Below are 23,089 nucleotides of genomic sequence, written 5' to 3'. Positions count from 1 at the left end.
TTCTCTTTTCCACCCGTATCCTTAAGTAGTGAAAAACTTTTTCGTCTCCTGCTTTCTCGCTCTCAGCGGAGGAATAGCACAATGGTGTGCCGGACAACCACTCGGCTGGTGGCCTTTGTCCTTTTTTGGTCTGGCAGCGTTATGGATCGTCACGGTGCGCGGGAGTGCAAAATCTGGAGCTTGGTGGGCTCTGGTGTGGGCGACGACGTATTTCCTCTTGCTCTTTGATTGGGCTGCGTCGGCAGCACACACCGTTCTTGCACAGATCGCGCTTTCACTCCTGGAAGCTCTGTTCATTGTCGTGGTGGGGATTTTGTGGAACGGTTGTGCCCGAGTCTTGCGGTGGGGTGCAGCTCCATGTGCCGCTTTCATTTGGGTGGCAATTGAATATCTGCGTTCGTCCTGGCCGCTGGGAGGCATGCCGTGGGGGAGCGTGGGATATACCGTCGTCGACTCCCCATTGGCGAACCTTGCACCCTATGGTTCGGTAGCTCTTGTGTCCTTCGTAACAGTCGCAATTTCAGTTTTGTTCGGACAGGCGTTAATTTCGAGACGAGGTTTGACAATTATTGCAACTGGGATGCTCTCGATTATTGCGATTGGTGCGTGCATTTTTATTCCGATTGGTGCGCCTCCAGTCGGGACGCTCGATGCTGCGATTGTGCAAGGATCAGTTCCTGACCCTCCGGGTGAGGATCGAGCGTTACAAGTAACCCGAAATCACGTTGCGGCTGCGCTGAAGATCGTGTCAACAAAACACGATCTTGTTCTCTTGCCTGAGTCCACCTCAGATCTCGACTTTCGCCGTGATCCCGACGCCGGTGCAATTATTTCACAGCTGACTCAAGCGACGTCGGCACCGATTTTGCTGGGCTCGCAGAGTTTTTCAGGTAATACGCGACTCAATGAGTATGTTTCTCTTGACCGTGGGGAAGTAGTGCACAGCTATGCGAAGCAGCATCCAGTTCCCTTCGGAGAATACATTCCGTATCGAGATGTCTTGAGAAAAGTCACCACAGCTGTGGATCAAGTGGCAGTGGACATGGTGCCCGGACATGCGCAGGCTCTGATCAACGTCCATCTCCATCAGCGCACAATTCCGATCGCCACGCCTATCTGTTTTGAAATTGCCGATACGGGTGTCGTTGCACAAGCGATTCGATCGGGTGCTCAACTTATTGTTGCTCCGACGAATAATGCGACTTTCCAAGGTACGGGTGAGCCGTTACAACAATTTGCGATTGCGAAGTTCCGAGCGATTGAATTTGGTCGTGCCGTTGTACAAGTGGCAACCTCGGGTATTAGTGGAGTGATTGACGCGCGCGGAAACACTGTTTATCGCGTTGTTGATAATATCCCGGACGCGCGTGTGGTGCGATTGACGCTGTCAGCACAGAAAACTTTTGCGGCAACTACTGAGGAACAACGAGTCGTGCTACTCGGCATTCTGGGTTCCATTAGCGGTATTGTGGCTGTAGGAGGACTTCTACGCAAGAGAAAGGAACGCGTATGAGCGTGCTGATCTGTATTCCAACCTACAACGAAAAAGAAACGCTTCCGGTTGCGATTGAGCGGACATTTAATGCGGTTCCTGATGCACATGTTTTAGTAATTGACGACTCGTCCCCTGATGGAACAGGGGAAATCGCCGACGGTTTAGCAGCGAGTGATCCTCGTATCCATGTTCTGCATCGAAAAGAAAAGAATGGGCTTGGACGCGCCTATCTTGAAGGTTTCGCATGGGCGGCGGAGCATCACTACGACTATGTCGTTGAAATGGATGCCGACGGTTCCCATCGTCCACAGCAATTGCCATTGTTACTTGAACGAGCCTTTGCCTCTGATGCTCCCGATCTGGTGATTGGTTCTCGCTGGATCCGTGGTGGGGAGGTAGTGAACTGGTCAAAGGCACGTGAGGTTCTATCACGCGGTGGAAATCTTTATATTAAGTTGTGGCTGGGATTGCCGGCGAAGGATGCTACGGCAGGTTTTCGTGTCTACCGCACTGATACATTGATGAAAATTGATGATGATTCGGTGCAATCAGCAGGCTATTTCTTCCAAGTCGACATGACGGAAAAGATTCATCGCCTTGGTGGTCGCATCGTGGAAGTTCCGATCTCTTTCCATGAGCGAGAAGCGGGAGAGTCAAAGATGAGCAAATCGATTGTCAGTGAAGCCTTGATCCGTGCGACGAAGCTCGGAATAGTACATCGCGCAGAACAGGTAAAATCACTGATCGGTGCTGTTCGTCATCGTTTAACAAATAAGTGAGTGAATCGCATATTATGTCAATTGTGGCTGTTGGAACTAAAAGTTTCAACAGCCACAACTCTTGACAGTGAACTAGTACGGTGAAATCAGTGCTGAGGGCGGCGTGCGCGCAGTTTACCAGTGCGTAAAAGCTCGAGGCGTTCATCGAGGAGAACTTGAAGCTCTTCAAGTGACCGGCGTTCAAGGATCATATCCCAGTGGGTGCGTGCGGGCTTCATCTTCTTGTTTTCTTCGATACCGCCGCCACGAAGAAGATCAGCCATTTGACCACACTTGCATTCCCATTTTGCTGGAGCTTCAGCATCGGCAGCGAGAGTAACGAAGAAGCGGTGTCCGTTTGGGCAGAAGTATTCTTCTTCACGGCGCTCAACAAAAGCGACTCCAGCATCTGACTCAAGAGAATTTGCACCAATCTTCATACCGCGTAGCGAGCGTTCCGCCATGTTTCCTCCTAGGTAAAAATACGTTGTTTCTATTTTAGAAGCATGGGTTGACGCTGAATAGCACACACAGTCCAAGTGGCGCAGACGCGGGAAAAAGTCACTTATGGACGATATCCAGCAATTTCTCTATTTGGCCGATAATGTACATTATGTCAAAAAAGAAAAGAGAAAAGAATCAGGCGGAGAGAGCTCCCCCCCGCCTGATAATTGTGAGAAAAATTTAACTTGCGTTAGAACGCTTCACGGCACGACGCGCTGCGAGTTCGTCAACAATGTGATGTTCAAGTGACTCAGGGTGAAGCTCGGAAAGCGAACCTTCAACTTCACGCCATACTCGGCCAACCGCAATACCAAAAACTCCTTGGCCGCCGTTAATCAAGTCGATGACTTCGTCGTCGGATGTGCATAAGTACACTGAGGCGCCATCGGACATAAGGGTGACCGCGGCGAGGTCTTCAACACCATATTCGCCGAGCTGATCGACAGCGACACGGATCTGTTGCAACGACACACCTGTGTCAAGCAGGCGTTTAACAACTTTCAGAACCAAAATATCACGGAAGGAATACAAACGCTGAGATCCTGAACCGGATGCACAACGAATCGTGGGTTCAACGAGTCCGATACGATCCCAGTAATCGAGCTGACGGTACGTGATCCCGATGGCACGGCAAACTGCTGGGCCGCGGTAGCCGGACTCATTGTCCAGATCCGGCAGCGTGTCGCCAAAGAGCATTCCCTGTGCTCTTTGTGGGTGAACCTCGCTCACGTCGTCTCCTATCACTCATTAAGTACAGCGTTAAGTGTAGCGCCTGGAAAGAACTTGAGGGGTGAACGGCGTGTTTCACCAGCATGTCTCAAGTTGTACTTGAGGTTTTGTCTCCTAGCTCCTGTCTGTCAGCGCAATTCGACGTCAATGCTCTCCAGCAACAGTGCCCTGTAGGCATGGGACATCAAGGTAGCGAGTTCTCCCGCTTCCGAAATGACACGTTCACGGAAGACTGGCGTGGATTTTGCGCGATCAGATTCGAGCGTCGAAACAGCGTTGACCGCGTGAGCACGCGCAGCGTTGCGGATTGAGCGGATTTTTCGCAGGTCGAGACCCTTCTCCCCCAACATTTTGACGTAACGAACGATATCCACAGCATGTGCGGTCAGTCGTCCACGAGAATCAGGAACGAGGAGCGTAGCGTCGATGAGTTGTTCGATCTGTGCCATTGATACACCTGTCAGCTGAGCCAGTTCGTCCTTATGCAGACGCGTGCCCGGTTGAGGCTTCACAATCTCGTTATCTGCCAAGACGCGCATACGACCCGGGTGAGCCCGTTCGACGAGACCAGTATCGAGTTGCTTGAGCATCTCCTTGATCTGTGGAAGGGACGTGTAACGGTCGCGTTGTTCAATGAGAATGAAACGCAACCGTTCGACGTCGGCAGCGGAGTACAAGCGTTGATTAGACGCCGTTCGGTGAGGGACTAAAAGTTCAAGTGACTCAAAGTATCGCAACTTTGAGGCCGCGAGGTAAGGGAACTCTGTTGCGAGGACGTCAAGAACTTCGCCGATTTTCAAGCTCGGTTCGTGCGAAACCTCGTGCGGCCACGACGTTAATAACTCGGGCGCAACCTGTGGTTGTGCTCTCACTTATGTGCATCCTTTAACGGTGAATCATAGAAAGTGAGAGCAAATTTCCCGATACGAACTTCGTCGCCATCAGTGAGCTTGGCTTCGTCTACAAGCTCACGATTAACGTAGGTACCGTTGAGGGAGTTGGAATCACGGACGAAGAATTCCCCGTTTTCACGGACAAACTGAGCATGTTTACGAGACACGGTGACGTCGTCGAGGAAGATGTCTTGGCGGGTTGAACGGCCAGCTGTCGTCACGTCGGAGTTGAGGAGGAAACGGGCTCCCTCGTTTGGCCCCGATAGAACAATAAGCAATGCAGAATCAATAGGGAGATTCGAAATTGCGACGCGGTCGTCTGCACTCAGTGCGCGCAGCTGCGGATGCTCAGTCGGTGTTCCAAGAACAATGGCCGAGAACTTTGATGTCTGGCTCGGGTCATTTGAAAATTCGCTCATCTTTGCGTTTCCCCCTCCGTTATCTGAACGTAACTTTAGCCGATTCACGGCCGGGGCGCATGGTTGCACCCCGGCCTGTGATTACCGGAAAGTTCTTTGGATTGTGAGCTTGCGCTCGTGATCGTCAGCCTTGTCCAGGATGAGCTTACGCAGCGCTCCTGGAGCATCGTGATGAGCCTCCAGCCATGCATAAGCCGCAGCCAGATCGTCGCTGTGATCCAGATCAGATGCTGGGTAAAGTCCGTACAGAATCCGTTCAGCAATCTCTTGGGAGAACTTGTCCCAGATCTCGGTGGCGTGGTCAAAGTAGTGCGGCAACGCGGCTCTCGCCTCGTCGGCTCCTGTTGGATGGGCAAAGCCATTGATCAGGGCTTGAGCCTCGAGATTGGAATTTTCACCGTTGAGTAAGCGGTCAAGCGTTGCTTCACGTGTTCCTGGCATGAGGGACACCGCCTCGAGGTGGGCAACCTGATCGGCTGACGAACCTGAAGCGCGAAGTTCTGCTTCGAGCTCAGCCTCCCCTGCCACACCCAGCGCAGCGAGAGCTTTGAAATAGCCCCAGCGCAGATCCTGATCGGTGGTTTTTTCGAGTAATTCGCGAAGCACGGAGCCGGAGTGCGGCACCATCGTTGCCGCACGTGCGAGAGTCCGCGACCAGGTGGTGTGGGCATCCGTCCCCGGCTCCAAACTTTCAACGTTTGCACGAGCTCCGTCATAGAGTTGTTCAATCAGCTCGTGTCGCAGGTTTGGATGTGCCAAATGCAGGGCAACAGAGAGAGCAGCCGTGGTGCGCTGCGAGAGTAAACTTGGCTGAGCAGTCGGCTGCGACAAGACGAAGGTAACGTATTGACGTGGATCGAGTCGTGCATCGCGGACCATTTGCCACAGTGCTGTGGACACAACGGAACGCGTCAATTCGTCATCGACGTCAGATTCAAGCACCGCGTCGAGGGAACGCTCGTCGAGAGCGATCTTGGCGTACGTCTGTGCGCCAGCGTTTGGAACGAGAGCATCGACGTCGGCGCCTCCGAGAGAATCCCACGGAACGACGACGTCGGTGGTCAGTTCGACCTGAACGTTTGCCACAGTGGTGAGCGTGTTTCCTTCCTTGCGCAACGATTGAACAGAGAATCGGTGCGGGCGCGTGATGGGGGTACCGTGGCTGTCGGTACCTTCTTGGATCAGGCGTAGCCCCTCAGGGGTGCGTTCTGCACGAATGGTAGAAACAGAGGTTGATTGGAGCCACTGGCGTGCCCACTCAGAGAGGTCTCGGTTTGACGCGATCTCGAGTTCATGGAGGAGATCCTTGAGCGTTGCGTTGGCGAACTTGTGCGCCTGGAAATATGTCCGTGCGCCAGCGAAGAAAGCGTCCTGGCCAACAAAAGCAACAAGCTGACGGAGCACTGCGGCGCCCTTGGCATAAGTGATGCCATCAAAGTTTTGATCGGCAGCTTCGAGGTCTGGAATATCAGCGACGATAGGATGGGTCGTTGGATATTGGTCATTGGCCATTGCCCAGGAGATTCGAGCACCTGCGAAGGCAGACCATGCCTCGGTGAATTCCGTTGCCTCAGCTGATGCCCAGGCCCCCATGAACTCTGCAAATGATTCCTTGAGCCACAGATCATCCCACCACTGAGGCGTGACGAGATCGCCGAACCACATGTGGCTCATCTCGTGGAGAATGGTGTTGGCGCGTCCAGCATACTGTGCGCGAGTAGCGGCACCGCGGTAAATGTAAGCATCTTCGTTGAACGTGACAGCGCCAGGATTTTCCATTGCGCCGAGATTGTACTCAGGGACAAAGATCGAATCGTACTTACCCCATGGATAGGGCATACCGAAGGCTGTCGGGAAAGTCGCCAGACCCTGCTTCGTGATCAGAGCAACGGCGTCCGCGTCGAAGAACGGAGCGAGTGTCTTGCGGGTGTAGAAGCCAAGTGCAATGCCATCGTACTCATCAGCGAAACGTGCATAGGGGCCTGCAATAAAAGCTGTCAGGTAGGTCGACATGCGCTTGGTGTCCTGGAAGCCAAAGCGCATCAACGCAGTTCCTTGTGAATTTTCGCCCGCAGGGCGCGAGTTCACTTGGCGTTCGTTCGAAATAACCGTCCACGACGCCGGCGCAGTCATCGAGATGAGAAAGCTCGCCTTAAGATCAGGTTGTTCGAAATTCGGGAAAACGCGGCGGGCGTCTGCTGGCTCAAACTGGGTATAGAGGTAAGTTTCGCCGTCGGCGGGATCGACGAATCGATGGAGCCCCTCCCCTGTGCGCGAATAGACGGCTCGGCCGCGAACTTCGATTTCATGATCACCAGCGGTCAATATCGGGAGAGTTACCCGGGCGCCGTCGAACTGTGGGGTGAAGATTTCTTCGTCGATGCGGACAAAGCTGACCGATTCGCCAATGAAGTCCATAAAGGTCTGGATATCTTTGTGCGCCGTTAACTGCACGACTGTTGAGGTCGGGAAAGTGCGCTGCGATGTCGTTGACTCGGAAAGGTCGAGGTGGATGCGATAGGTCGCAATCTCAAGTGCGCTAGAGCGCGCCATAGCCTCGAATCGTTGCAAGTTTTCAGTCATAACTACATATTCAACTCGTCATAGAGTATGTTTGCAAATATTTTCAGGGCTTGTCTGCAGATGAAGAGGGACATTGTGGTGAGTGCCACCTGAAGTTTCGATTGGGAGTTTTGTAATTTTTGCGCTACCATCAATACCCGACGGGCTATGGCGCAGTTTGGTAGCGCACTTGACTGGGGGTCAAGGGGTCGTGGGTTCAAATCCCGCTAGCCCGACAATCTGAAAAGCCCGGTATTCCGCTGAAAAGGAGATGCCGGGCTTTTTGTATCGCCACCTGGGAAGAGTCCATCGCTTGGTTGGTCGATCTTACTGGGTGGAATCACCGCTACAAGGACTTTCTTGCTGAAAAACCCGCCGACCAAACGGGAAGATCGTCGATACTTACTGCCAGCTCATTGAGGCTCGAGATTCACTGGATCAAATCCGTGCATTGTACAGTCCAGGCACTTCACTGCATCAAGCCCAAACACAGATCAACCAATGGGGCACCGGCATCAACTGGACCGACCCACACCGCAGCGTCCAATAGAACGAAACCTACTACACCCCCAGCAACACATTTTGCCCTATAAGACTAAAAAACGAGACGGAAGTAAGGCCACTCTCGCCCTTTCGTTCGACTCGTTATTTCAATGTCTGCACAGGAATCTTTCGTTCTTCTCTACAAGAAATGATGTGAAGTTTCATCCATCACATCATTCGAGAGAATCAGTTTCCGTATTCGATCACTTTGTGATGGAATGACACGCTGCGATCCATGATCAAAACTGAGAATGTCCTTCCCGTATTTTTTGTGCCACTAGGAGTTTCGTGGTTTGCGCAGATCAAAGATCACGCGGCCATCGAGTGTGAGTGATTCAAAATTCTGCGATACCCATGTGGTGATGTCTTGGGCAGGACCGTGAGTGACCCGACGCGACGCCTTCTCGAGGTCATCATTGCCGGGAGTTGGATAGCGAGGAATGAAATACGCGACCTCGCCGCGGCGAACATACCCCATGAATGCCTCGAGGCTCGGAGTCGGATCGACTCCGTCCCAGCCGCCAATTGCCATCACCGGAGTCTGCGTCGCAAGCTCATAAAGCGAGGCGCAGTAGGAGTTCACGGTCGCAATCGGCCAACGTGATGTGCTCGCCGCTGTCAGCCTCTGAATATCGTGAAACGAGCTCTCGAGATCCACGATACCCGGGCGTATAAAATCTGGCGCACACGGATCCTGACCAGTTTTGACGGCGGGTCGTAAAATTCCCGGTGCCTTTGGCACGCTTCCTTTATGAGGTAGGGCATTCGTCTGCGCTGTCGCTGCGAGTGGAATTGCAAGGAACGATATTATGCATAGAGCACCTAATAACTGACGGCACCCCCGTCGGCTAGCGATACCCGTCGTGAAAACAATAATGGCACCGACCACGCCGACGGCGGACGCAACTGCTCCGTATACGAGCCAACCTTTTGCCGTAAGAGCGAGGAAAAGTTGCCAAAGAAGCGTCACAATAGCAACGAGCCCGATCACAATAGTGAGTCCGCGAGAGAGTCGATTCCATGTGGCGATCAATATCCCGACGCTGACGCACAGCGAAATGAGCATGGGAGGAATCATAGCGACGAGGTAATAGCTATGGAACATGCCTTTCATCCACGAGAAGAGCAAGAACGAGGTGATAAACCAACCATAAGACAGCACGATCGTCGAATGAGCTGTTCGCTGAGGCATTGTCAGATTCGCTCGGTACTGCTCAATACGGCGCATAGGTGAGAGCGAGACATCAATGGAAGTTTGACGCACGAGAATCACGTATGCGAGGACAGGAATCACCAGCCCGAGGAACCCGAAATATGACCACTGGAGCGCATTTGTTGTTGCAAAAAGCCGCCCCAAGTGAACAATTCGCTCAACAATCTGGTCAAAAATTCCACCGGAAGCCTGACCTGAGCCTGACACTCTCGCTATCCCATTGTAGCCCAGAGTGAGGTCGAGGAAGGAATTCTTGGTACTCCCGCCAAAATATGGACGCGATTGAGGCGAGACAAGCGCGGCAGGAAGTGCCCACACGCCGAGGGTAGCCAAAAAAGATGCCAGATGCGCAAGGAGCCCGCTACACCGTCGTCGCCAAGATCCATGGAAATAGAGAGCAACAGTGAGATAGAGCGCAGGGAAAATCAGCGCAACTTGGAGCTGCTTTGTTAAAAACCCAAACCCAAGTAACGCACCTGATACAGCTAACCACCGGATCCGTCTCCGGGCGATTGCCTTGATGGCGGCTGCTGCTGATGCTGTCATGATCAGAGCGAGAAGCGCATCGGGATTGTTATAACGAAACATCAGAGCAGCGACAGGAGTGAGACCGAAAAGAACCACTCCTCCCCCAGCGCAGAAAAGCCGTACACGTTCGTCGCGATCAAACAATGCCGTACGAATCATTGCAAAAATGAGCGCTGCAGTGAGTCCTCCCATGATGACCTGCGGGAAAATCACTGCCCACGGATGCAAGCCGAAAATTTTGATCATCATTGCCGGTAGCCACAAGGCCAGCGGTGGTTTATCGACACTGATAAAGCCCGCAGGATCAACTGCGCCCCACAGCAACGCATTCCACGATTGCGCTCCGGCCCATGACGCTGCAGCGTAGAAATTGTTTGCGTAGCCATTTGCACCGAGATTAATTGACCAGGCCGCGATCACAATAAGACAGAGGAATACGCACAAGACCTTCTCGCGACGGGTCCATGTCATGTCACTGTTCGTCATTAATATGCTCCAAGTTGCAACAGAAACGAGTGAAAATACACCAGGTGAAGGCTGCCCATGCAGCGAGCTCAACGCCGACAATGGCGAGATTCACACCGGGGCCGATATGGAAGAATTTCGCGTACGTCACGCACGTCACCAGCGTTTCAATCATCAGGAAAGGCCAGAAATTGCGCGCACTCACCGCGAGCAGGATGAGGATGACCTGCAAAAGGTAGGAATATCTTTCGTGCATCGCCGGAAGAAAACAGAAGCATGTCCAGACCATCCACGCACTTGCTGCGAAATAGCTTGTCCAGGTATCGAGACGAACTTTCTTCAAGGTGATTGCGAAGAAACCGACTGCGAGGATCATGCCGCAAACGAGGATCGCTGGTCGATGGAGAATATCGAAACGATCCGGGAAGAAGTACCAAAAACTTGGTGCGTTGACCACCATATGTGGAAAATCACCAGTTTGTCCCGCATAAATCGACAATGGCGCCAACAGGGAACGACCAAAGAAATAGGCAAGAATTCCGCTCCCCCAGAATGTCGCTGCTGCGTAGGCCAACTCCGGGAATGGGAACCGGCGTCGCAGAACATAAACGGCGACGATAAAGGGCATGATAAAGATCGTTTGAAGCTTCAGTGCGAACGCAAGTCCCAGGGAAAGCCCAGACGCTGCGTAGCGTTTTTCGTAGAGGAACACAAGTGTCCATAACGCAGCAAGCGAATACATTGAATCGCACTGGCCCCACCATCCAGAATTAATGACGAATGGCGGAAGAAGCATGAGTGCCAGGTATGCCACGCGTGCGGGCTGATCAGTGCGTGATGTCCCAGTGATCCGTGCTGCGATGTGTGCTGCCGACATGGCGAGAAGAACATCGAAAATGATCGAAACGGTCTTATAGAGGAATACTGCCGGGAGTGGAATGTAGGTTAAAGCGGCAATAAGAGTTTGATAAAGAAGGCCATAGTTGCCAACCTGTTCAGACAGAGATGCGATTCCGCGTGAGTGCATCTGTTCAAACCACGGCAATAAAAACCATTTCATGTCCGCGGAGATGAGCGGTGTTCCCAAGAAACGTACAATCAAGCCTAGTGCAGTGACCAATATAAAATAATGTCGAGGCGCGAGACGTGGTCTCTGTTGAGCAGTGGATGTCATAGAAAACTCCGGCATTTAGTCGGCATTGTCAGGGATATTCTTCCTTGAGGGTAACGGATCGTGAAAAAGCTTGAGTGCTGCCACGCAGGCAACTATTGCGGTAATCAACATTACCTTGAGCACAGATACTGGCTCGTCTCCCCATATCATCGCATATGTCACGGTGAGAGCTGATCCGATTCCAGTCCATACTGCGTAGGCCGTCCCGACGGGGATTCGTTTGAGAGCCCATCCCAAACCTCCCATCGACACTGCCATCGCGACAACAAAGATAAAGGAAGGGAAAAACACCGTCAAAGCGTGCGATTGTCCGAGAGCAGTGGCCCAGATCGCCTCGCAGAATCCCGAAATAATAAGAACAGCCCAAGCCATTATGCCACCGCCTTCAGCCCGATAACGCATGCGACGAGAACTACCAATACCGCAATTTTCACATAACTAGCTCGTTCTTCACCGGTGACCATAGCATACATTACTGTCAACGATGCACCCGTTGCCGTCCATACCGCATACGCAGTACCGGTAGGGATCTGAGTCATTGCCATTGCAAGCCCAGCAAGCGAAAGAATGGAAGCGAGGACAAAAACTACAGTGGGTGTACGCTTCGTAAAACCATCGGACTTCGCCAGGGCAATTGCCCACACAGCTTCCATCAGGCCAGAGCATAGCAATATGAACCATGCCATCAACAATCCTTTGCTGGCCGTCGGTCATGTGCGGGTACGGCTCCCTCGTCCGCGGGCGGGATTGACGCCTGCCCACAGGCTAGCACATCACATTGCAGCTGAAATGCCAGCCTGAGGGATGGAGATATCAATCTCTATCCCTCAGGCATAATGCCATGACAAGTGGCTACTTGCGCTTGCGGCGTTCACGTACTCGAACGGAAATCTCGATAGGAGAGCCTTCAAAGCCGAAAGCTTCGCGCAATTTGCGCTCGATGAAACGACGGTACGAGGCTTCAAGGAAGCCCGTGGCAAAGAGGACAAAACGTGGCGGTCGATTTGATACCTGCGACGCAAACATAATGCGTGGCTGTCGGCCACCGCGCACTGGATGCGGGTGTGCAGCAGCGAGTTCACCGAGGAAAGAGTTGAGCTTGCCAGTGGTGATGCGCTTGTCCCACGATTCGAGCGCTTCGTTCATTGCAGTTGTCAAGCGGTTTGTGTGCCAGCCAGTCTTAGCCGACAGGTTCACGCGACGAACCCAGGGCATCTGAACCAGTTCTTTTTCTAATTCGCGATCGAGATTATAACGGCGTTCCTCATCAACCAGATCCCACTTATTCGCAATGACGATCATTGCGCGACCTGCATCGATAACCTGTTGCATCACTCGGATATCCTGCTCTGTCAACGCAACCGACGCATCGATAAGAACTAGCCCGAGTTCGGCCTTCTCTACCGCGTTCTGAGTACGAAGCGAGGCGTAGTAATCTGCGCCACGGGTCAGGTGGACACGTCGGCGGATACCCGCAGTATCGACGAACGTCCACGGTTGGTTGTCCAACATCACGACTTCGTCGACAGGATCGCGGGTTGTTCCCGCAAGAGGATCAACGACGACGCGGTTCTCTCCAACAAGCTGGTTGAGTAGGGACGACTTACCTACATTCGGACGCCCAACCAAGGCAATTCGACGTGGCCCCACGCCGGGGCGAAGTGAGGCAGTAGCAGACTTTTCAGGCATAATTCGGGTGACTTGATCGAGAAGATCGCCTGTGCCTCGTCCATGAAGAGCAGAAACAGGGAACGGCTCTCCCAAACCTAACGACCACAGCATTGCCGCGTCGGACTCGCCTTGTGGTCCATCCACTTTATTCGCAGCAAGGACAATCGGCTTACCTGATCTGCGTAACAGTTCAATGATGAACTCTTCAGTATTTGTCGCACCTACTGTGGCATCAACAACCAGGACAATGACGTCAGCTTCATTAATCGCCAGTTCGGACTGATCGGCAACAGACTTGTCGATGCCATCAAGATCTGGTTCCCAACCTCCAGTATCGAGGAGAGTGAATTGCTTTCCGTTCCATTCGGCATCGTAGCGCACACGATCACGTGTGACACCGGGGCGATCTTGAACCACCGCCACGCGCTTCCCCACGATTCGATTGACCAGTGTCGATTTCCCTACGTTCGGGCGTCCAACGATTGCGACGACGGGGAAACCCGCTGGACGCTGAAGGATCTCATCCTGATCAGCGAGTTCCAGAAGTGCTTCGTCTTCGTCTTCCAGTTCGTAGTCCTCCAGGAACGAGCGCAGCATGTCAACACGCTGCAGGTCGTCCTCGAACTCCGTGTACTTCTCAGTCATGTGTGTTCCTTACATCAGCGATTGGATCGCGTCTACCACTTGCTCAATAGTGAGGGCGGACGAATCAATTGTGGTCACATTATCAGCGGCATGCATAAATTCCGACACTGTTGAATCAGCCTTATCCCGGTCAACAACTTCCGCACGAGTTGCCGCAATCGCAGCGTCGCTCGCATCGCCACGAACTTCGCGCGCACGTCGGGCGAGTCGAGCTTCTTCGGAAGCCGTCAGAAGGACACGCACATCAGCGTCGGGCGCAACGACGGTAGTGATATCACGACCTTCAGCGACGATTCCCCTGCCACCCGAGTATCCGCCAGTCTGCTCCGAAGTAATAATTTCGCGTTGGAATTGACCAAGCGTGTCACGGACGCCGAGGTTAACGGCCACCTTTGAGACAACACGTGACAGTGACGGTTCACGAATGGCGGCAGTGATGTCACGTCCATTCACAACAAACGTTTGATTATGGGGATCAAGAGGTGGCGTAAACGGCATGGTTTTTGTTGACTCAACTACGGCGTCGTGATCGTCGAGATCAATTTTGCATTCTTGCGCCCACCATGCTGCAGCACGGTACATTGCTCCCGTATCAAGATAAGCCAATCCCTTACGATGGGCGATCATCTTCGATACTGTTGATTTGCCCGATCCCGACGGGCCATCGATGGCAATAATCATTTACATCCCCACCATATGCATAAGCGCGCCAAGTTCGCTTCCCGCAACCTGACGGTAACGTCCAGGTTTGAGGTGACCAACCTGAATATTTGCGAACTGAGTGCGCACAAGTTCCATCACCGGATGTCCAACTTCTTCCATCATACGGCGCACGATGCGGTTACGCCCTGAGTGCAGTGTCACTTCAATAATGGAATTCTTGCGCTGCGATTCACGAAGAACGAATTTGTCAACGTTAATTGGCCCATCTTCAAGAGTAATGCCCTTTTCGAGAACCTTGCCAAGACCACGGGTGACCGTACCTTCGACACGAGCGATGTAGGTTTTTGGAATTTCATAGCTGGGGTGTGTGAGCCGATGAGCCAGTTCACCGTCATTGGTCAAGAGGATCAGGCCTTCCGTATCGATGTCCAAACGTCCAACGTGGAAGAGACGCTCGGGTCGATCAGAGACATATTCAGCCAGTGTGCGTCGACCTTGGTCGTCATGCATCGTCGAAACGACACCCGGTTCCTTGTAAACGGCAACCGTAAACTTCGATTGATCAAGCTGGACAGGCATACCATCGACATGAATGGACACCGAAGTGGGATCAACACGGATTCCCAACTGACGGATGACCTGTCCATTCACTTCGACGCGGCCTTCCGAGATCAGTTCCTCGGCGGCTCGACGCGAGGCTACCCCAGCGTGTGACAAAATCTTTTGCAAACGTTCGCCATTCGGGTTGTGCATATCTTGCTGTCTCATGGCAGCTCCTTCTCAATTTCTTCAAGTTCATCATCGCTAGGCAAGTACGGTGCGAGCGGTGCAAGTTCCTCAAGGCTATTCATACCCATCTTCTCAAGGAAAAGCTCGGTTGTCCCGTAAAGCCCGGCACCGGTGGCAGGCGCCACTGCAATTTGCTCCACAAGACCTCGTGTTTGCAAAGTCCGAATAACAGAATCTACCTCAACTCCGCGTATTGCGGCAATCTGTGCACGTGTCACCGGTTGTTTATACGCAATGACGGCTAAAGTCTCGAGAGCTTGCTGCGACAGCCTTGAGCTTTGTCCAGAAGTCACAAAACCTGCGACGACGTCGGCGTAGCGCGGATTCGAATACAAGCGCCACCCTCCCCCGACTTCACGTATGTGAAAACCTCGTGGATATTCGGCATCAATAGTGTATTCATTTTGCAAGTTGCGTAAAAGCTCCAAAGTCTCTTTTTCTGGAGAATCAATTGCAAATGCCAACGCTTTGAGTGGCACCGGCTCACTGGCCACCATCAAAATAGCTTCGAGTGCGCCTTTCTTCTGTGCTGCTTGAGGCATCCTTCTCCTGGTGTGCTATTCGTTTAATGATGAGCGGTTGGAGCGCTCCCGCTTGTTCCACATGGATCAATCCGCTACGTATTAACTCGAGAACTGCCATAAAACGCGAAATAATCGTTGGCACATTTGGCGTATCAGCGCAGAGCTGTGCAAACGATATTTCCTCGCCGACAGCAAGTTTATCGCGAATATAGGCGATCTGAGAGTCAACGGACACAACTGGGTCGTGAAGATGGGTGATCCCAATCTCGGGTGGCTTACGCAAAAAAGCTTCTGAGGCAAAACGAGCCAGATCGCTTGGCGTGATGCGCAAGTCGACCTGTGGAAGAAGACCACGGAAATATTCCTCTAGCGGAACTTGCCTGGGAAAGGACAAAGATTGACTTGCAAGTTGCGCAGCAAAAACGCTAGCGACATCTTTAAATGCCCGGTATTGAAGGAGCTTAGCGAAAAGAAGATCGCGCGCTTCGAGTAACTCGTAGGTGTCTTCGTCGGCACTGTTGTCGCGTGGAAGCAACCGTGCTGCTTTTAAATCGAGCAATGTCGCTGCCACTAGGACGAACTGTGACATTTGGGACAGATCTGCTTCGTCCTGAGCAGCGACAAAAGCTAAGAATTCATCGGTAACTTCACCGAGTGCGACCTCTGTAATGTCAAGCTGTTTGCGGGCAATCAGTGCCAGAAGCACCTCAAATGGTCCGGAGAAAACGTCAAGCTCGACGGCAAATCCACCGGCGGAGTCATCCAGGAGACTCGATTGATCCATCAGGCGGACGCGCCGCGGGCAATCAATTCGCGCGCGAGACGCTTGTATGCGAGCGAACCTTGATGCTGTGGAGCGAAGGTGGTGATTGGCTCGGCCGCGATCGTCGCATCAGGGAATTTCACTGTGCGAGAGATCCTCGTGTTGAAAACCTTTTCCTTGAACTGCGCTTGGATCGTGGCAATGACTTCGCGAGCATGAAGAGTACGTGTATCCACCATCGTCAGGAGAACACCGTCAATTTCCAGCTTGGGGTTTAGACGATCCTGAACACGCTGGATCTGTTCTACCAGCAGCGCAACGCCACGCATAGCAAAGAATTCTGCCTCCAACGGAATGATCACTCCATGGGCTGCGGTGAGGGCATTGACTGTCAGGAGGCCCAATGACGGCTGGCAATCGACAATGACGACATCGTAATCATTAGCACACGGCGAGAGAACCCGGGTCAGTGCCTGTTCGCGTGCGACTTCATTAATGAGCTGAATTTCAGCAGCAGACAACTCAATATTGGCAGGCAAGATATCGAGGTTGTCCACGGACGTGTGTTGAATAATCCGGTACGGATCAGGCTTGAGCGAGAGCAACTCATCATAGATAGTCCGATCAAGAGCATTGGCATTGATTCCTAGGCCAGCTGATGCTGCACCCTGAGGATCGAAATCAACGATCAGAACCTTACGTCCATACCCTGCCAAAGACGCCGCGAGGTTGATCGACGTCGTAGTTTTGCCGACGCCGCCCTTCTGGTTACACATCGCGATAATGCGCGCTGGGCCGTGGGACTCCAGCTCCTGTGGAAGGGGGAAGTCCTGATCACCATCATGAAAAAGCTCGATCTGTTCTGCACTCACAGAACTAAATCTACCGGAAAACTATGCGTGCCACGCACGTGGGTGAGCACTCGCATAGACTTCTTGAAGAGTTTGCGGGGAAACCAGAGTGTAAATCTGAGTAGTGGTAACGGATGCGTGACCAAGCATTTCTTGAACGACACGCACGTCTGCTCCTCCTTGAAGAAGATGAGTGGCGAATGAATGGCGGAAAGTATGCGGAGATATTCCTTCAATTCCGGCACGTGCGGCAATCTGTTGGATAACTCCCCAAGCACTTTGCCGCGAGAGAGGCTTTCCTCGAGTATTGAGGAAAAGAAATGACGATCCCGCTCCTTTTGCTGCGAGGGTTGGACGTCCCCGCACGATATACGCTTCGAGAGCATCGATCGCGAACTGTCCTAATGGCAAGATCCGTTCCTTGCGGCCCTTGCCAAAAAGACGGATCGACGATGTCTCAAAAGAAATATCGTCGGCAGTTAATGCCACAGCTTCGGAAATGCGTGCACCCGTGCCGTAGAGAATTTCCACTAGTGCGCGGTCGCGTAATGACGTTGGCGTGTCTCCAACTGACGAGATCTCAATGAGCGTTACCATCTGCTCCACAGAAATCGCCTTGGGAAGCCGAGCACCGATTTTAGGTGGATGGAGATCTGCTGTTGGATTCGTCTGCGCCATCCTCTCGTCTAGCAAAAACGAGTGGAACTGCCGCACCGCAGTAACCATTCGCGCAACTGACGACACCGCCATGTTGAGCTCTTGACGCAGGTAATCGACAAACGACGCAGCGTCTTCTTCACCGACGTCGGCGAAATTTTGGATCGAACGTGAAACGAGATGATGTGCATATTTCGTCAGATCGTGTCGGTATGCCTCTAACGTATTCGGGGAGACTGAGCGTTCGACATGCAGGTAGGTCAGGTATTGCTCAAGTTGCCGATTCATCACTGGCGTTACATCATCCATCAGACTCCTCCCGCTCATTTGACATGATTCTTTCACGATTGGGCATGTGTTGCGGGATTAAAACACGGACATCTCAGGTTAGAATCACAGGTGAAACGTCTTCCGAAAGAAGAAAGAAGGAAAGCTTTTATGTCTGAGTTCAACTGGACTGAGCAAGATCAGCTTGCTGTTGAGGTTGGCCGCGGTTTGACCGCAGACGCCGTGCAGAATGTCGGTAACGGACATCCGGGAACCGCGATCTCACTCTCAGGTGTCGCCTACACGCTTTTTCAGAAGGTGATGAATTTCGACCCAGAAGATGATCAGTGGCTCGGCCGTGACCGCTTCGTACTCTCAGCTGGACATTCCTCGCTGACTTTGTACAACCAGCTTTTCTTTGCCGGAGCCGGCCTTGAGATTGAGGATCTGAAGGGTTTGCGTCAATGGGGATCGCTTACCCCTGGGCACCCGGAATATGGACATACTCGCGGCGTTGAAACCACCACTGGCCCGCTTGGTCAGGGAATTTCAAACGCCGTCGGCATGGCGATGGCGACGCGCCGTATTCATGGCCTTCTCGATCCCAACACCCCTCTTGGCGATTCCCCGTTTGATCACTACACATTCGTGATCGCGGGTGAGGGCGATCTCGAGGAAGGGGTTGCTTCCGAAGCGTCGTCGATTGCTGGTACCCAGCGACTGGGTAATTTGGTTGTCCTCTACGATGAGAATGACATCACTATCGAAGACAACACATCGATTGCCTATACGGAAGACGCTCTGGCTCGCTACGAAGCATATGGTTGGCACACCCAAACTGTTGATTTCCGAAATGGTGGCGACTACTTGGAGAACTTCGAGGCGGTATTCAACGCCATCGAAGAGGCGAAGAAGGCCACTGATCGCCCATCAATCATCAAGCTCAAGACCATCATCGCCTGGCCCTCGCCAAACATTCAAGATTCCGCAGGTGCCCATGGCAACGCACTGGGCGATGAAGAGATTCGTCGACTGAAAACCCTCATCGGTCTGAACCCGGACACGACATTTGAAGTCCCGGACGGCTTGCTTGAGTACACACGTCAACAGGCGGCTGATCGCGCGGCCGCAGCGCATGAAGCGTGGGACGCGAAGTTCGAGGCATGGAAGAACACGAATCCTGATAAGTTTGCACTTTATCAGCGACTCTTGACCCGTTCACTTCCTGAAGGGTGGCAGAAGGCTCTTCCGGTATTTGAGCCCGGCAAGAAGATTGCCACTCGTGCAGCTTCGGGCAAGGTTCTCAACGCGCTCAAGGATGTTCTTCCAGAACTATGGGGTGGTTCAGCAGATCTTGCTGGGTCAAACAACACCACAATGGATGGAGAGCCGTCCTTCGTCCCGTCGGATCGCGGTTCAGCAAAATTCCCGGGCAATGAATTCGGGCGCACACTTCACTTCGGCATTCGCGAACATGCGATGGGTTCGATCCTCAACGGTATTACTCTCGAAGGCCTCACGCGCGTCTATGGTGGCACATTCCTGGTGTTCGCCGATTACATGCGTCCGCCAGTTCGTCTCGCATCAATTATGAAAATCCCGTCGATCTTCATCTGGACTCACGACTCGGTAGGCGTGGGCGAAGACGGCCCTACTCATCAGCCGGTTGAGCATCTGTGGGCATACCGTGCAATCCCTGGACTGGATATGGTTCGCCCTGCAGACGCTAACGAGACATCGTGGGCATGGCGCGGAATCCTTGAAAACACAACAAATCCAGCCGGCCTGGTTCTGACACGTCAAGGTGTACCTGTGTTTGAACGCGGTGAAGGTGCTGCTCACGGAGACGTGTTGGCCTCGGCTGAGGGTACGCTCAAGGGCGGCTACGTTCTGGCTGATTCGGAGAAGGTCGACGTCGTACTGATTGCGACTGGCTCGGAGGTTCAACTTGCGCTCGATGCACGTGCCGCACTCGCACAAGAAGGAATCGGTGCGCGTGTAGTGTCGATGCCATGTCTTGAATGGTTCAACAAGCAAGATCGCGAGTACCGTGACTCGGTCATTCCTGCGTCGGTACGCGCACGTGTTTCAGTGGAAGCAGGCGTGACTTTCGGCTGGGCAGGAATTGTCGGCGACGCCGGCCGTAGCGTCGGAATCGACCACTTCGGCGCATCTGCTGACGGCTCACTCCTGATGGAGAAATTTGGTATGACGTCAGCACACGTCGTCGAGGCTGCGAAGGAATCAATCGTAGCCGCTCAGTGACGCTAGCAGACGGGTGACAAGAATACTTGTCACCCGTCTGTCTCGTCTGAAGCTTTTCTGGAATTCTTTGAGATTAATGAACGTTATCAGTCCATGACTGATGCTTGAAAAAGGAGAACGATTCGTGGGCAGTTGGGAAAATCCGCTTGTCATGCCCTGGGACAGTCGCCTCGAACGCGTGGCAGGCCCAGCCGGTTTGGTACTTTTCGGTTTAACCGGTGACTTATCCAAAAGAAAGATTTTGCCAGCGATCTACGATCTTGCACATCGCGGATTACTTCCACCATCATTTACCTTGATTGGTGTGGCTCGTCCTAAAAAGGGGATCGAGGATTTCTCGCAGATGGCTGAGGAAGCGATCCGGGCCGGGACAAATACAGGGATCGATGAGCGCGTGCTTTCCCAGCTCATGAGCGGTTTTCGCCAGGTGATTGGCGATTATACGTCGCCACAGACCTTTTCCAAACTCGCTCAGGAACTGACGCGGGCGGAAGAGGAACGCGGGACGGGAGGAAATTATGCTTTCTACCTCGCGATTCCTCCCAAACTCTTTCCCCACGTGCTTGAGGAACTCAAGGGCGCGGGTCTAGATAAACATGAGAATTCTGGCTGGCGTCGAGTCATGATCGAAAAACCTTTTGGACATAATCTTGAGTCTTCACGCGAACTCAATGATACCGTCATGAGTGTTTTTAACGACAATGAAATTTTCCGCATCGACCATTATCTCGGTAAAGAAACCGTTCAGAATATTTTGGCTCTTCGCTTTGCCAATGAACTTTATGAACCCTTATGGAACAACGCTCACGTTGATCACGTCGAAATCACCATGGCTGAGGACATCGGTATTGCTGGTCGCGGCGGGTACTACGATGGTGTCGGCGCAGCGCGCGATGTCATCCAAAACCATCTTCTTCAGCTCCTTGCTTTAACAGCGATGGAAGAACCCACTGCCTTTACACCTGAGGCGCTGCGGCTTGAAAAAGAGAAAGTGCTCAGCGCAACTCATTTTCTCGGATCGGTGGAAGAATCCTCCGTTTTTGCCCAGTACGATTCTGGGTGGCAGGGCGGCGATTACGTCACGTCATTTATCGATGAAGATGGAATCGCAAATGACTCACGAACAGATACCTACGCTGCGTTCCGCCTTGGTATCAATAATCGACGGTGGGCTGGCGTGCCTTTCTATCTGCGCGCAGGTAAAAGATTGGGTCGACGCGTCACTGAAATTGCCTTGACTTTCCGTACTCCCCCATTTCAGTTTTTTGCTGACGAAGCAGTAGCGAATGTCAATGCGAACACACTTGTGATTCGTATCCAGCCGGAAGAAGGCGTCACATTCAAATTCGGTGCGAAAGTTCCAGGCTCCCAAACAATTTTGCGTGATGTCACAATGGATTTCGGATACGGACATGCCTTTACCGAATATACGCCTGAAGCTTATGAGCGCCTGATTCTTGATGTTCTCATGGGCGAAGAACCTCTGTTCCCGCAACAAACGGAATTGGAGTTGTCATGGGTATTGGTAGATCAGGCCACACAGTATTGGGAGACAGCACAGCGCAAGATTCCTCGGTATGCACCTGGTTCATGGGGACCACGAGAAGCAGATGAGATGTTGGAACGGGATGGTCGCGCCTGGCGTCGCCCGTAAGGAGAGAAAATGTACGAACTTAAAGCAACAACGTCGGCGTATGTGAGCCGATGGTTGGAAGGGCAGCGGACCACTGATGGTTCTTCCTCTCTTACCCGTGTGGTGACGCTCGTGGCTGTCAGTCCTTCAGAGGAAGCGGTTTCTGAGGTGATTAACTCCGTTCTCGGAGTCGCCCGAGCGCATCCTGCACGAATCATCGTTGTTCTCGAAGACCCTGACGTCGACGCCCCGGGTGAGAATGAGAGCAAAGAACCGCGTCTCGATGCTCAAATGATTCTTGGGGATACCGCTGGATTAGCTGAAATAGTGATCTTGCGCCCATCAGGTGGCGCTGGAACGGATCTTGGCAGTCTCGTCATGCCACTTGTCCTTCCCGATACTCCCCTTATTTCTTGGTGGCCTCAAGATGCGCCGTCGTCCCCGTCGACGACGAGTATCGGCAAGATTGCTCAACGCAGGATTACTCATGTCAATTCAGTTGACGATCCTGTAGTGCGACTAGGTGAGCTCGCCGCGAATTATTCCCCTGGTGACACGGATCTTGCGTGGGCAGGGTTAACCATTTGGCGTGGACACCTGGCGTCAATACTTGATGAGCCTCCGCACGAACAGATCAAGCAAATCAGGGTGGTGGCAAATTCGGAGAAAGGTGGTGCTCACCTCCTGGCGGCGTGGCTTGAGCTACGTCTCGGTGTCAGAGTCGAGCTTTCCCATGGCGGCGGCGAAGGGATTGATTCGGTAACTTTTGTTCGTCATGATGGTGAGCTCCAGATCGATAGGCCAGTCGGGAGCGAGCACGCTTTTATCCGACGACCGCATCGCAAGGCGCTTGAAGTAACCATGCCAATGCGAAATTCTCAAGCGATGTTGATTGAAGAGCTTCGCGTCATGGGCGAGGATCGCGAATATCGCGAAGTACTTCGCCGATTTGCCGCCCAAAGGGCGTCATCTCACAGTTGAGATATATTTTGAAGATAATAAATGTGTTGTGGGGGGGGGGGTTGGGGGGGCCCCCCCCAAATAACGATAGTGAGTTTTTTTTGGTGTACGGGACACC

General features: G+C 52.8%; 21 protein-coding genes and 1 tRNA gene. 6 read left to right on the top strand and 16 right to left on the bottom strand.

The annotated features are described in order from the left end of the window. Nucleotides 1-28 precede the first annotated feature (28 nt). Together lnt and ACTOVJ_RS05760 are read left to right on the top strand one after the other, a co-directional pair. On the top strand, nucleotides 29-1,513 hold the full coding sequence (gene lnt / locus ACTOVJ_RS05765) for an apolipoprotein N-acyltransferase (protein ID WP_449504114.1): 1,485 nt from the start codon (nucleotides 29-31) through the stop codon (nucleotides 1,511-1,513). Further along, the gene (locus ACTOVJ_RS05760) at nucleotides 1,510-2,274 is read left to right on the top strand and encodes a polyprenol monophosphomannose synthase (RefSeq protein WP_449502213.1); all 765 of its coding nucleotides are present in this window, start codon (nucleotides 1,510-1,512) and stop codon (nucleotides 2,272-2,274) included. Before lnt ends, ACTOVJ_RS05760 begins: the two co-directional genes overlap by 4 nt. Before the next feature lie 86 nt (nucleotides 2,275-2,360). Here ACTOVJ_RS05760 and ACTOVJ_RS05755 read toward each other — a convergent pair whose 3' ends face one another. The 5 genes from ACTOVJ_RS05755 to pepN all read right to left on the bottom strand — a co-directional run bounded on the left by ACTOVJ_RS05755 (nucleotide 2,361) and on the right by pepN (nucleotide 7,381). Beyond that, a complete protein-coding gene (locus ACTOVJ_RS05755) occupies nucleotides 2,361-2,717 on the bottom strand; it encodes an RNA polymerase-binding protein RbpA (RefSeq protein WP_449502214.1) in 357 nt (118 codons plus the stop codon). 220 nt (nucleotides 2,718-2,937) lie between these two features. Then, the gene (locus ACTOVJ_RS05750) at nucleotides 2,938-3,453 is read right to left on the bottom strand and encodes a MerR family transcriptional regulator (RefSeq protein ID WP_449502241.1); all 516 of its coding nucleotides are present in this window, start codon (nucleotides 3,451-3,453) and stop codon (nucleotides 2,938-2,940) included. Between the two features lie 161 nt (nucleotides 3,454-3,614). Continuing rightward, nucleotides 3,615-4,358, bottom strand: a complete 744-nt coding sequence (gene ftsR / locus ACTOVJ_RS05745; RefSeq protein ID WP_449502215.1) for a transcriptional regulator FtsR — start codon at nucleotides 4,356-4,358, stop codon at nucleotides 3,615-3,617. Continuing rightward, entirely contained in the window at nucleotides 4,355-4,798 is a 444-nt protein-coding gene (locus ACTOVJ_RS05740; protein ID WP_449502216.1) for an FHA domain-containing protein, read from the bottom strand. The genes ftsR and ACTOVJ_RS05740 overlap by 4 nt, the downstream gene beginning before the upstream one ends. A gap of 81 nt (nucleotides 4,799-4,879) precedes the next feature. Continuing rightward, on the bottom strand, nucleotides 4,880-7,381 hold the full coding sequence (gene pepN / locus ACTOVJ_RS05735; RefSeq protein ID WP_449502217.1) for an aminopeptidase N: 2,502 nt from the start codon (nucleotides 7,379-7,381) through the stop codon (nucleotides 4,880-4,882). 141 nt (nucleotides 7,382-7,522) lie between these two features. Here pepN and ACTOVJ_RS05730 point away from each other — a divergent pair. Continuing rightward, nucleotides 7,523-7,596, top strand: a tRNA-Pro gene (locus tag ACTOVJ_RS05730). A 584-nt stretch (nucleotides 7,597-8,180) separates the two neighbouring features. On the opposite strand, the gene ACTOVJ_RS05725 is transcribed toward ACTOVJ_RS05730, so the two are convergent. The 11 genes from ACTOVJ_RS05725 to xerD form a co-directional block, all read right to left on the bottom strand. Next, entirely contained in the window at nucleotides 8,181-10,130 is a 1,950-nt protein-coding gene (locus tag ACTOVJ_RS05725; protein ID WP_449504112.1) for an ArnT family glycosyltransferase, read from the bottom strand. After that, the gene (locus tag ACTOVJ_RS05720; protein ID WP_449504111.1) at nucleotides 10,117-11,169 is read right to left on the bottom strand and encodes a hypothetical protein; all 1,053 of its coding nucleotides are present in this window, start codon (nucleotides 11,167-11,169) and stop codon (nucleotides 10,117-10,119) included. Before ACTOVJ_RS05720 ends, ACTOVJ_RS05725 begins: the two co-directional genes overlap by 14 nt. Before the next feature lie 129 nt (nucleotides 11,170-11,298). Then, complete coding sequence (locus tag ACTOVJ_RS05715) at nucleotides 11,299-11,655, bottom strand: DMT family transporter (protein ID WP_449503573.1); 357 nt, start codon at nucleotides 11,653-11,655, stop codon at nucleotides 11,299-11,301. Further along, on the bottom strand, nucleotides 11,655-11,969 hold the full coding sequence (locus ACTOVJ_RS05710; RefSeq protein ID WP_449503572.1) for a DMT family transporter: 315 nt from the start codon (nucleotides 11,967-11,969) through the stop codon (nucleotides 11,655-11,657). Before ACTOVJ_RS05710 ends, ACTOVJ_RS05715 begins: the two co-directional genes overlap by 1 nt. Nucleotides 11,970-12,135: 166 nt before the next feature. Continuing rightward, complete coding sequence (gene der / locus ACTOVJ_RS05705; RefSeq protein WP_449504110.1) at nucleotides 12,136-13,599, bottom strand: ribosome biogenesis GTPase Der; 1,464 nt, start codon at nucleotides 13,597-13,599, stop codon at nucleotides 12,136-12,138. Between the two features lie 9 nt (nucleotides 13,600-13,608). Then, nucleotides 13,609-14,280: a (d)CMP kinase gene (cmk, locus tag ACTOVJ_RS05700; protein WP_449502230.1), complete on the bottom strand. Its 672-nt coding sequence runs from the start codon at nucleotides 14,278-14,280 to the stop codon at nucleotides 13,609-13,611. Beyond that, nucleotides 14,281-15,030 carry a pseudouridine synthase gene (locus ACTOVJ_RS05695; RefSeq protein WP_278013563.1) on the bottom strand — a complete coding sequence of 250 codons (750 nt, stop codon included), beginning with the start codon at nucleotides 15,028-15,030 and terminating at the stop codon, nucleotides 14,281-14,283. Next, the gene (gene scpB, locus ACTOVJ_RS05690; protein ID WP_449503570.1) at nucleotides 15,027-15,593 is read right to left on the bottom strand and encodes an SMC-Scp complex subunit ScpB; all 567 of its coding nucleotides are present in this window, start codon (nucleotides 15,591-15,593) and stop codon (nucleotides 15,027-15,029) included. The genes ACTOVJ_RS05695 and scpB overlap by 4 nt, the downstream gene beginning before the upstream one ends. Further along, nucleotides 15,535-16,359: a segregation and condensation protein A gene (locus tag ACTOVJ_RS05685; RefSeq protein WP_449504109.1), complete on the bottom strand. Its 825-nt coding sequence runs from the start codon at nucleotides 16,357-16,359 to the stop codon at nucleotides 15,535-15,537. Before ACTOVJ_RS05685 ends, scpB begins: the two co-directional genes overlap by 59 nt. Next, nucleotides 16,359-17,210: a ParA family protein gene (locus ACTOVJ_RS05680; protein ID WP_449502233.1), complete on the bottom strand. Its 852-nt coding sequence runs from the start codon at nucleotides 17,208-17,210 to the stop codon at nucleotides 16,359-16,361. Before ACTOVJ_RS05680 ends, ACTOVJ_RS05685 begins: the two co-directional genes overlap by 1 nt. 21 nt (nucleotides 17,211-17,231) lie before the next feature. After that, nucleotides 17,232-18,155, bottom strand: a complete 924-nt coding sequence (gene xerD / locus ACTOVJ_RS05675; RefSeq protein WP_449504108.1) for a site-specific tyrosine recombinase XerD — start codon at nucleotides 18,153-18,155, stop codon at nucleotides 17,232-17,234. Nucleotides 18,156-18,284: 129 nt separating this feature from the next. Here xerD and tkt point away from each other — a divergent pair, with 129 nt between their 5' ends. From tkt to ACTOVJ_RS05660, 3 genes are all read left to right on the top strand, one after another. Beyond that, entirely contained in the window at nucleotides 18,285-20,378 is a 2,094-nt protein-coding gene (gene tkt / locus ACTOVJ_RS05670) for a transketolase (RefSeq protein ID WP_449504107.1), read from the top strand. A 151-nt stretch (nucleotides 20,379-20,529) separates the two neighbouring features. Next, on the top strand, nucleotides 20,530-22,032 hold the full coding sequence (gene zwf, locus ACTOVJ_RS05665; protein ID WP_449503578.1) for a glucose-6-phosphate dehydrogenase: 1,503 nt from the start codon (nucleotides 20,530-20,532) through the stop codon (nucleotides 22,030-22,032). A gap of 9 nt (nucleotides 22,033-22,041) precedes the next feature. Then, nucleotides 22,042-22,992 (top strand): glucose-6-phosphate dehydrogenase assembly protein OpcA, encoded by a 951-nt coding sequence (locus tag ACTOVJ_RS05660; RefSeq protein ID WP_449502236.1) that lies wholly within the window; start codon nucleotides 22,042-22,044, stop codon nucleotides 22,990-22,992. The last annotated feature ends 97 nt before the right edge of the window (nucleotides 22,993-23,089 follow it).

This window comes from Arcanobacterium sp. (ex Cirak et al. 2026) (assembly GCF_053585065.1).
The sequence above is the reverse complement of the archived record's forward strand: the minus strand, read 5'-3'. Positions and strand labels throughout refer to the sequence as shown.